At 41.5% G+C, this 11,287-nt stretch carries 5 protein-coding genes and 2 CRISPR repeat arrays; of the genes, 4 read left to right on the forward strand and 1 reads right to left on the reverse strand.

The genetic code is table 11. From position 1 onward, the window contains the following. Positions 1–79 precede the first annotated feature (79 nt). Complete coding sequence (gene gatC / locus H6G83_RS08375; RefSeq protein ID WP_190469827.1) at positions 80–370, forward strand: Asp-tRNA(Asn)/Glu-tRNA(Gln) amidotransferase subunit GatC; 291 nt, start codon at positions 80–82, stop codon at positions 368–370. Between the two features lie 79 nt (positions 371–449). Continuing rightward, a complete protein-coding gene (locus tag H6G83_RS08380) occupies positions 450–1,406 on the forward strand; it encodes a glutathione S-transferase family protein (protein ID WP_190469830.1) in 957 nt (318 codons plus the stop codon). A gap of 92 nt (positions 1,407–1,498) precedes the next feature. Here the strand turns inward: H6G83_RS08380 and H6G83_RS08385 are convergent, their stop codons facing one another. Further along, positions 1,499–2,266 carry a red chlorophyll catabolite reductase gene (locus tag H6G83_RS08385; RefSeq protein WP_190469833.1) on the reverse strand — a complete coding sequence of 256 codons (768 nt, stop codon included), beginning with the start codon at positions 2,264–2,266 and terminating at the stop codon, positions 1,499–1,501. Between the two features lie 655 nt (positions 2,267–2,921). Here H6G83_RS08385 and H6G83_RS08390 point away from each other — a divergent pair. Both H6G83_RS08390 and H6G83_RS08395 read left to right on the forward strand, forming a co-directional pair. Beyond that, positions 2,922–4,784 (forward strand): glycoside hydrolase family 2 protein, encoded by a 1,863-nt coding sequence (locus H6G83_RS08390; protein ID WP_190469836.1) that lies wholly within the window; start codon positions 2,922–2,924, stop codon positions 4,782–4,784. A 1,106-nt stretch (positions 4,785–5,890) separates the two neighbouring features. Then, the gene (locus H6G83_RS08395) at positions 5,891–7,636 is read left to right on the forward strand and encodes a ShlB/FhaC/HecB family hemolysin secretion/activation protein (RefSeq protein WP_190469839.1); all 1,746 of its coding nucleotides are present in this window, start codon (positions 5,891–5,893) and stop codon (positions 7,634–7,636) included. Between the two features lie 268 nt (positions 7,637–7,904). After that, positions 7,905–8,757: a CRISPR direct-repeat array (repeat unit 37 nt; unit sequence GTTTCCATCAACTAATTCCCCTCACGGGGATTGAAAC). Between the two features lie 219 nt (positions 8,758–8,976). Next, positions 8,977–10,620: a CRISPR direct-repeat array (repeat unit 37 nt; unit sequence GTTTCCATCAACTAATTCCCCTCACGGGGATTGAAAC). Positions 10,621–11,287 lie beyond the last annotated feature (667 nt).

Here is an 11,287-nt window from a genome sequence, read left to right on the forward strand (position 1 = left end):
GGTCATTGGTCATTGGTCATTAGTTTTTGACCACTGACCACTGACCACTGACAACTAACCACTGACAACTAACAAAATTATGATTGACCGCGAACAAGTCCGTAAAGTAGCATTGCTTGCACGTTTGGAATTAACTCCAGAAGAAGAGGAACAATTCACTACTCAACTAGGGAGTATTTTGGATTATGTCGAACAACTAAATGAATTAGATGTTACTAATGTACCTCCCACAACAAGAGCAATTGATGTCAGCAACGTCACCAGAAAAGATGATCTGCAACCCTACGCTGACAGAGAAGCTATTCTGAGCAGTGCGCCTGAACAAGAAGGCGAATTCTTCAAAGTACCCAAAATTCTTAATGCTGAATAGTCATTAGTCCATAGTTCAAAACCTGAATGTTTGCTTTCAACTGATAACTGATAACTGATAACTGACCAAGGAGTAAATTATGGGTCTGGGTGTTCTCAAAAATGGTCAGTGGATACCAGAGCGGGAGCAAGAAGATTCCCAAGGTAAATTTATCCGTCCCTCAACTACATTTCGTCACCAGATTACAGCCGATGGTTCTAGTGGATTTAAGGCTGAATCTGGACGATATCATTTGTATATTTCTTGGGCTTGTCCTTGGGCTTGTCGCACGGCAATTATGCGCCAATTGAAGGGACTAGAAAATGCTATTGGTCTATCAGTAGTAGCTGCGGAAATTGACCAAAATAGTTGGGAATTTAGTGATGAACCTGGTGCTATTCCTGATACTGTCAATGGCGCTCAATACCTCTGGCAAGTTTATCTCAAAGCTGAACCTGATTATAGTGGGCGCGTAACAGTTCCGGTTTTATGGGATAAGCAAACCGGGACGATAGTTAATAACGAATCCCGCGAAATTATGAGAATGTTGGATACAGAATTTGAGTCTTTTGCTGAAAAAGATATCAATTTTTATCCACAACATTTACAAAAGACAATTGACGAGACTATAGACGCAATTTATCAACCTATCAATAATGGTGTTTATGGTGCTGGTTTTGCCACATCTCAATCAGCCTATGATGAGGCGGTAACAGATTTATTTGCTGCTCTTGAATACTGGGAAAATATATTAGGAAAGCAGCGTTATTTATGTGGGGAGCAAATTACCGAGGCGGACTGGTGTATGTTTACGACACTGTTTCGCTTTGATGCAGTTTATTATGTGCATTTCAAATGCAATATCCATAGAATTGTGGAATATCCAAATCTTGGGAATTACCTCAAGGAACTTTATCAATTTCCGGGGGTGAGAGAAACCTGTAATCTTGACCACATTAAACGCCATTATTACAAAAGCCATCCCAAAGTTAACCCCACTCGTATTGTACCGAAAGGGCCTGTGATTAATTTTGATGAGCCGCATAATCGCGGGTAGAGAGTGGGGAGATGAGGGAAACCCACCCCTAACCCCTCCCAAGAGGGGAATATGGAGATGAGGGAGAATAACTAATGACCAATGACCAATGACTAATGACTAATGATTCTATCTGCTCCCCAGAGCGATCGCACTAATTTATCGGTCATTTGTTCGCCAAATAGCCGCACTGCGATTTTATTATCTGGGTCGCGTTCGGCGATCGCCCGACGCATAATTAAGTCACGTTGGGCTAAAGCAGCACGTTCTGACTCTGGTACAGGTTCGGCTTCATCAACCCAAACCAACCACCGATCTATCATCTCATGAGCTACAGAACTTAGCGCCGCTATTGTTTCCTCTGTGACTGGGCTTGTGTAACACAGACTTGTCTGAGATTGTACCTGACGGATGTAGAGAGTTTTACTAATATATTGTTGGAAGCGTTCATCATTGGTAAATGATAGGTATCTTTCATTTGCAGGTTCATAATAGCGATCTAAGTAATCTAAGTCTGTGAATAAATCACTGCGAGCGATATAATCTATATAGAAAAACAAATGTGGTACAGTGGCGAACGCAAACGCCAAATGGGGAACGCGAATATGTGACCCTAACCAAATAGTTAAGTGCATATTGCAAAAACCTGATTGTGGTTCACGCAACCATGAATGCACTAGCCAATTGATTTCTTTACCTGTAAAAGTATTCAACGAACCATGCGCTGCGCCTACTTGAGCCTTATAGGTTTGTAAATCTTTAGTAGACGGATCTGGCTGTAGTTCAAAACGCGCGTCTATTTTTTGGCGTAGTTCTTTGGTAATATTCCATAATCGCTCAAATATTGCTGTACTATCTACAGGGTGTTGCTGTTCAATCATTATTGCCAATACCGCCTTTAATGGTGATGTATGCAAATAAAGTTAATTTTATTGCAAAACAATTACATCTGGCTTGTGTTCGAGTTCACTTCTAATTACTAAGACGTATTAAATTGACGATTTATTAAATCTTTTTAAGTCACTTTGTATAAATTTTGATGAGCTATAGCACTATACAAAACACTTCATCTTCAGGTTTGTAGTAAGGACTTTAGTCCTTTTCTTCGGACTAAAGTCCTTACTACGAACTGAACCTCACCTTAATTAACATAGTTTGAACATCCTAGACTATCGGCGGTTAATTATTCTTAACTAAACTATATCGCTCAAGAATTATCATAACTCTGTAATTACTATCTAAATTTTGTATAATTATATTCCTTTGGTAGAAGTCAAACTAATCAATATATTTCTATAATAGTTAAAGCAATAAAGTATTAACCGCCCATAAAAGAGGATGAATACGGATGCACACTGATGAGTTTGTATTTCCGTAGGTAAACAACGTTATAACTAAGAAAGAATGAAAGAGAAAAAGCAGTAATTACATTAATTTATGTAAATATTTTGCTTGTAAAAGCCATCAATATTCTAGTTAGATTGTTCTTAATTTTAAGAATTGAGAATAACCGATTTTAATAAAAAAGAGGTATAAATGAAATTAATAAAGGTTGATGATAGTGAAGTTGCCTTATCAGTAAAGAGCAGCGAAGATAAAGCTGTTGACTGGAGAAGAGTCGCACATCCACGCCCACAGTTGGTGCGATCGCACTGGCAAAACCTCAATGGTTTATGGAAGTTTGCATATGACGACGAAGGTCAATGTGTGCAACCCAGCGACCTCAAGCAATGGACTCATCTGATAGAAGTGCCATTTGCCCCGGAATCAACTAGAAGTGGTATAGGCGAGACAAATTTTCACCCCAACTGTTGGTACGAACGGGAATTTACCACACCAGCAGGTGATGGCAGATTGCTGTTACACTTCGGTGCAGTAGACTACCGGGCGCGTGTGTGGGTGAACGATAAATACATAGCCGAACATGAAGGCGGACACACTAATTTCTCCCTCGATATTACCCATGCCTTAAATGACAGTGGTACAACAAAAGTCACAGTTTGGGCGCAAGATGATCCGCTAGACCTCGCCAAGCCTCGCGGGAAGCAAGATTGGCAATTGAAACCCCACAGTATTTGGTATCCCCGCACTAGCGGTATTTGGCAAACCGTCTGGGTTGAGCGAGTGGGTAAGACTTATCTCGGTCATCTGTGCTGGAATTGCGACTTTGAACGCTGGGAAGTGGCTTTTGAAGCAGGGTTGGCGGGTGAACTACCTGTTGGTGGCGTACAAATCAGGATGAAATTGAGCATTGGCGATAAGGTGTTGGCGAATGATACCTACGATGTATTGAACGGAGAAATTAATCGTCGCATCGCCCTTGGTGATCCGGGAATTGATGATTTCCGCAACGAATTATTGTGGAGTCCGGAAAAGCCAACGCTAATTGATGCAGAAATTGAAGTGTGGGGTGAAGATCGCCTACTGGATGAGGTAAAATCTTACACAGCCATGCGGATGGTAAGTATACAGCGCGATCGCTTTATGCTCAATGGTCGCCCCTACTATCTCCGCCTCGTCCTTGACCAAGGCTACTGGCCAGATACCCTGATGACTCCACCCAGCGATGAAGCCTTGCGGCGCGACGTAGAACTAATCAAAGCAATGGGTTTCAACGGAGTCCGCAAACACCAAAAAATTGAAGACCCCCGATTCTTATATTGGGCAGATGTTTTAGGCTTATTGGTATGGGAAGAAATGCCTAGCGCCTATCGCTTCACTCGCAAAGCTGTAGAACGGATGACGCGGGAGTGGACGGAAGTTATCAAGCGAGATTCCAGCCATCCCTGTATTGTGGCTTGGGTTCCTTTTAATGAATCTTGGGGTGTGCCAAACTTAGTTGAGACAGCAGCGCACCGCAACTATGTTTTGGCAATGTATCACTTAACCAAAACCCTCGATTCAACTCGTCCAGTAATTGGTAACGATGGCTGGGAAAGTACAGATACAGATATCTTAGCAATTCATGATTATGACACCAAGCCCCAGCAACTACTGCGGCGTTACGGCCCAGAGGTGAAACTGTCGGATATGCTCAATCATAAACGCCCTGGTGGACGTATTCTCACCCTGGACAACTATCCCCATCAAGGACAACCAGTGATGCTGACAGAGTTTGGTGGTATTGCTTATGCGCCAGAAGACGAACCCGGTGCAGATAAAGCTTGGGGATATGAGCGGTGTTGGAGTGTCTCCGAATTAGAAATGAAATACTCTGCCCTACTGGAAACCGTCAATAGTATTGAACTATTCAGTGGTTTCTGTTACACCCAATTTACCGACACCTTCCAAGAAGCCAACGGTTTATTATATAGCGATCGCACTCCCAAATTCCCCATAGCAGCAATTCGGGCTGCAACCCTTTCAGGAGAAGGATTTTGCACTCCTAGCCGATGTTAATAGGACTTACGCATGAAAACGAAAAATCAAGGGTGTAGGCAAGGGTATGGGGGTATAGGGCAATACGGTTTAGATAAGAATAATTAACCGCCGATAAACGCCGATAAACGCCGATGAATTTAGATATTTAGTTAATGTTTCTGCCCAATTTAGCCTTAACTGAACCGTATTGAGGTATAGGGGTGTAAAAACTCTCAACCTATACCCCTAAACCCTTACACCCTTACACCCTACCTCCATAGATAAACTCTGACTTTTCACGGGATCTGAAAGACCTCTCTCCAAACCTCTCTCCTACAAGGAGAGAGGCTTTGATTTCTCCCCCTTCCCTTGAAGGGAAGGGGGCTGGGGGGTTAGGTCTGCTGTTAACTTTTCCACATAACGTGAAAAGTCAGAGATAAACTCGGTGCGTAAGTCCTAGTTAAATAGGTGAAGAAGCAATAGGTAATAAAGAAATCCCCATAATGAAAGTTAGGGGATTTTTTCTGTTGAGATATTATTTGAATCACAATATACGGTATTTACTTAGAAAGTCTTTAATTAATCGCAAAAATAACAGTAGATTAGCTGATTACGATTTAGTTATTGCATCTGTAGGATGTAGCCTGATGCAATTATTCATGTTAACAAAACAAGTGCTAAAAACTTTGATATAGCAATCTTTATTAACGTGAGTTCGATGAACCTCTCCCTCCCAACCTCCCTCTCCTAAAAGGCGTTCGCGTAGCGTCTCCGTCAGGCGAGGGAGGAGAAACGAAAAAATCACCTTCTTACTCTGGTGCATATCCCGGCGTAAGATTCCATAGTTACTGGGCGAGGGAGGAGAAACGAAAACCTCACCCCCAACCCCTCTCCTCGAAGGAGAGGGGTTGGGGGTGAGGTCAAAACAACGCTTGTCGAACTCACGTTTTATTAACAACGGAGAGATAACGGTAGACACAAATGCACGCCAATAATTGTGTAACTCAGCAGAGTAGAAAGCGCCATAAATCTATATTCCAGTATTTGGTAAATTCTGCTAAACATCCAGCGATTATCATTTAAATAAGCTACGTTACTGTATCCTCACTACATCTTGGCGGCGATTATATGAGATATTCGTAATTATGAAAGGGTCGTTAAATCTTTGGTGTGGATTAAAACCTTTAATATTTGCATCTTTATTAATAGCAATATTTCATCATCAATCGGCATTCTGTGTAGAACCTAGTAGCGGAGTAATTGCCCAAAACCCTTATCCCCGCAACTTATCACCGGATAGATTTGATGATATTCCTGTTAATTCCTCGCAGCCATTAAACCAGGAACAATTATTACCTCCACCTCAAATAGAAAATCAACCGTCGGGACAGGATGATCCAGATGCGAAATTTCAGGTTGATCGGATAGAGGTGGTTGGTAGTACAGTTTTTACACCAGAACAGTTTGCCGCAATTACAAATCCTTTGATCAAGCGAGAAATTACCTTTGCAGACTTGTTAGAAGTTAGAGATGCGATTACGAAACTGTATACAGATAAAGGTTATGCAACGACGGGGGCGTTAATTGCACCGCAAATATTAGAAGCGGGAGTTGTGAAGATTCAAGTTATTGAAGGCAGCATACAAGAAATCAAAATTATTGGCAATAGGCGATTGCAAAGTCAATATCTTCGCGATCGCATCCAATTAGGTGCTACTCAACCCCTAAATATACCCCGTTTACTAGAAACTCTCCAACTGCTACGCCTTGATGCGCGTATCAAAAATCTGTCAGCAGAGTTGCAATCTGGTGTCACTCCAGGGACTAACATTTTGCAGGTGGAAGTGGAAGAAGCAGATACATTCGAGTTAACAGCAACTTTAGATAATGGGCGATCGCCAAGTGTAGGTAGTTTCCGCCGGGGAGTAGACATCGAACAAGCAAATTTACTGGGTTTGGGTGATACCCTCAGCGTGGGTTATACTAATACTGATGGTAGTAATACGGTCAGCCTCAACTACACTTTGCCGATTAATGCCCGCAACGGTACTGTATTCTTTGGTTTTAACCAAGGGTGGAATCACGTTATTGAAAGACCATTTAGCGTTCTGGATATTCAATCGAATACCTACTCTTACGAGTTAGGATATAAACAACCGCTATTGCACAAACCAACCCAGGAACTAGCAATAGGATTATCTTTCTCCCGTCAGGAAAGTCAAACGGAGTTAGGTATTGATAATATTGGGCCGTTTCGCCTCTCCCCTGGTGCAGATGCTAATGGTGCAACGAGAATTTCTGCCCTACGCTTTTTTCAAGAGTATACCCAACGCAGTCAACAGCAAGTATTTGCCTTGCGATCGCAATTTAGCTGGGGTTTGAGTTGGTTTGATGCCAATATCAGCAGCGATCAGCCAGATAGCCGCTTCTCTGCTTGGCGAGGACAGGCGCAGTGGTTACGCCAGCTAGCCCCAGAAACTTTATTTTTAGCCAGGGGTGATATACAACTAGCCAGTGATTCATTAGTACCCTTAGAACAATTTGGTTTGGGAGGACAGCTAAGTGTGCGCGGCTATCGTCAAGACTTATTGCTGACAGATAACGGAATGCTTTTCTCAGCAGAATTGCGGTTGCCTATAGTCCGTGCTACTGGAATTGGTGGTGTATTACAACTTACACCTTTTATTGATATAGGTACAGGTTGGAATTACAAGGGACAAAACCCATCACCGGATACTTTGGTAGGTACAGGTTTAGGGTTACTATGGAGACAGGGTGATAACTTTTGGGCGAGGTTAGATTGGGGAATTCCCTTGACATCAGTAGAAGGCGAGAAGCGATCGCTCCAAGAAAATGGACTGTATTTTTCCATCCGATACTCACCTTTCTAAGATTACACTTCCCAAAACACTCGACAATATTAGATACTCATATTATGATTAAGTCACCAATTTGATGTTTGGCAAGTCGAAGCGGGCGCAAAAACCCTGGAGACCCGCCAAAATCCCCAGAACCTTGACAACATAATAATTACAGCGTTTCCATAATTAGGGAAGTTGCAAATTATTTGCAATAAGCGCGGCTGAAAATGACCATTATTTTCCACCCGCCAAATCGCTTCCCAGGAACCTTGCTCTAGTTAAGTTTCAGTACTGAGCAGTTTCCATCAACTAATTCCCCTCACGGGGATTGAAACCTACGATTGAGTTTGACTTGCAAAGCCCGTTTAGTGTTTCCATCAACTAATTCCCCTCACGGGGATTGAAACTTTCTCCCATTCCTTCGGATCAATGGCTGAGGGTAGGGTTTCCATCAACTAATTCCCCTCACGGGGATTGAAACATTGAGTTTTGGGCTTTGATGGGGGGCTAACGCTGGAAGTTTCCATCAACTAATTCCCCTCACGGGGATTGAAACGCTTGGGATACAGCCTCGCCAGCTTTACCTATGGCTCGTTTCCATCAACTAATTCCCCTCACGGGGATTGAAACTTTGCGTTGGCGCAAAACTTCAAAGGCACAATCACAGAAGTTTCCATCAACTAATTCCCCTCACGGGGATTGAAACATGAGCTTTTGATTACTTGTCCCAATCAGAATTTGGTTTCCATCAACTAATTCCCCTCACGGGGATTGAAACAACTACATCTCCTTGGAAATATTTTTCAATTGATTGCAGTTTCCATCAACTAATTCCCCTCACGGGGATTGAAACTTCATTACTTAAATCGCGGTAAGCAGCTCTGAGGATGTTTCCATCAACTAATTCCCCTCACGGGGATTGAAACGTCCGTCGTCATCTGTTAGAGTTCCTTGAAAGTTATCGTTTCCATCAACTAATTCCCCTCACGGGGATTGAAACAACCCAAGTTCAGCCAAGTGCGTGGACGCAACTCCAACCCAGGTTTCCATCAACTAATTCCCCTCACGGGGATTGAAACATAATGGGAAGCGCGATCGCAATTCGGCTGATGTGTTTCCATCAACTAATTCCCCTCACGGGGATTGAAACTTTTCCAAAATATTCTTAGGACTTACGCATTGACAGAGAAGCCAAAATAACAGGTATAGTTTTCAAGGCTTAGAGCTAAATTCTTCCACAATATTTTGGCGATCACAAGCAATCAAGTGTGATTGACAAAAGCCTGAAACAACCTATTTACTGTGATACACAAGATAGTTATTTTGTACAGTGCGTAAGTCCTAATTCTTTAAATATTGAACCTGAAATTGTTTCCATCAACTAATTCCCCTCACGGGGATTGAAACGCGCCATTTACCCAAGTTCTAGCCAATGGCGTGATGGTTTCCATCAACTAATTCCCCTCACGGGGATTGAAACAAAGGATGATCTTCATCTACTAACGCAAGAGATCCCAAGTTTCCATCAACTAATTCCCCTCACGGGGATTGAAACAGCCAGTGTTTTTCATTAACAATTGCTCATATTTACGTTTCCATCAACTAATTCCCCTCACGGGGATTGAAACCTTCTATTACTTCTATTGTTACTCAAAATGCCCAAGGTTTCCATCAACTAATTCCCCTCACGGGGATTGAAACTGCCGTAATCGGCATATATCCAATCTTTTTTCAAGTTTCCATCAACTAATTCCCCTCACGGGGATTGAAACGCGAGATTGATATTACAATCAATTCAGCGATCGCCAAGTTTCCATCAACTAATTCCCCTCACGGGGATTGAAACATTGGCGTAACTTCTTTCATCAACACTTTTTCGCATCAAGTTTCCATCAACTAATTCCCCTCACGGGGATTGAAACAAGTCGTAAGGATAAAATTTTCTTGAATACATAATGTTTCCATCAACTAATTCCCCTCACGGGGATTGAAACAATTCAACGTTTGCGTTGTTGAATAAGCCTGTAAAAGTTTCCATCAACTAATTCCCCTCACGGGGATTGAAACCTCCTGGGAACAATCTGTGTTGGGGAGACTTTTTAACGTTTCCATCAACTAATTCCCCTCACGGGGATTGAAACGTTGATTTATTTAAGGAGTTTGTAAAATGACTGTATGTTTCCATCAACTAATTCCCCTCACGGGGATTGAAACAAAAGGTAATGATTGTACCAATTCGCCTAAATCGGTTTCCATCAACTAATTCCCCTCACGGGGATTGAAACTACGGGGATAACTAGGAATAATCAGATTAGTTTGGGTTTCCATCAACTAATTCCCCTCACGGGGATTGAAACATCAGTTACCTTTTTATTGGTATCTGATATTTTTTTGTTTCCATCAACTAATTCCCCTCACGGGGATTGAAACTCGTCAATACCGAATTGAGCCACTAACCTATTAGTTGTTTCCATCAACTAATTCCCCTCACGGGGATTGAAACTAATTAAGAAAGATAAGATTAAAAAAGTTATGTTGGCAGTTTCCATCAACTAATTCCCCTCACGGGGATTGAAACAGTTTCGTAGCTGCCACCACGACAACTCATTCTTTGTTTCCATCAACTAATTCCCCTCACGGGGATTGAAACAATGCCGTTTGCAATTCCTGCCAAGTTAAATCTGTGTTTCCATCAACTAATTCCCCTCACGGGGATTGAAACATAAACCGAAGTGTCCTCAGTCGCATAAGAGATGAGTTTCCATCAACTAATTCCCCTCACGGGGATTGAAACATTGTGCCGTTGTTCTGAAGCTCACACTCCCCCAAAGTTTCCATCATCTAATTCCCCTCACGGGGATTGAAACAACTTTACTATCAGGGAAATGGGTAAGTTTACTTATGCGTTTCCATCAACTAATCCCCCTCACGGGGACTGAAACGCTGTTAAAATTATATAAATCCTTTTTTTGTGGTGGTTTCTATCAATTAATTCCCCTCACAGGAACTGAAAGATATCAGTTTTTGTGCTGCATCTTTTGGAGTCGTCCTTGCAAGTTGTTATCAATCAAATACCTTCACGAGGATGAAAACATAAAAAAATTATTAACAAAGGAATCAAAGTTGTTCACATAGAAGCAGTAAAACCTAACAGAGGCGAGAGGCTAGAGACTAGAGGTTAGAACATTCTCATCCATAGGGAAAGAACAGTATCTAGCAAATTTTTATGTAAATATTTCTGAATAAACAAACCATTATCTGATTTGCTCAGGCATACTTTAACAAGTAGGCATAAAAAAATCTCTTTATAGAGGTTATTTTATCCACTAATCTTTTGAAAAAATTTAGAAACTAAATATTGTGAAATAAAACTAAAAATGTCCACAACCAAAATATAGTTGTTATTTCAATTATTTAATGTATAAATAATTGAACTAGGTGGGCATGAATAATTGACCAGTTTTGAAAATGATTTCGCAATATATTTAAAATACTAACTTTTTTCAAGAGTTAAAAAATCATTAACTTTTTCTGCGGTCAATACGCTTTTGAAAGCTGAAAAGGAGTGAAGTTTTTGTTTTGCTGAGACTGACTATTGTAGGTATCTAAATATAGGAATCCGATTTGATTCCTGAAAAAATCTCAGTACCTGTAGAGCGCTGCCCACCGGAGCATTGTTTT

Source organism: Anabaena azotica FACHB-119 (genome assembly GCF_014697625.1).
GTDB lineage: Bacteria > Cyanobacteriota > Cyanobacteriia > Cyanobacteriales > Nostocaceae > Trichormus > Trichormus azoticus_A.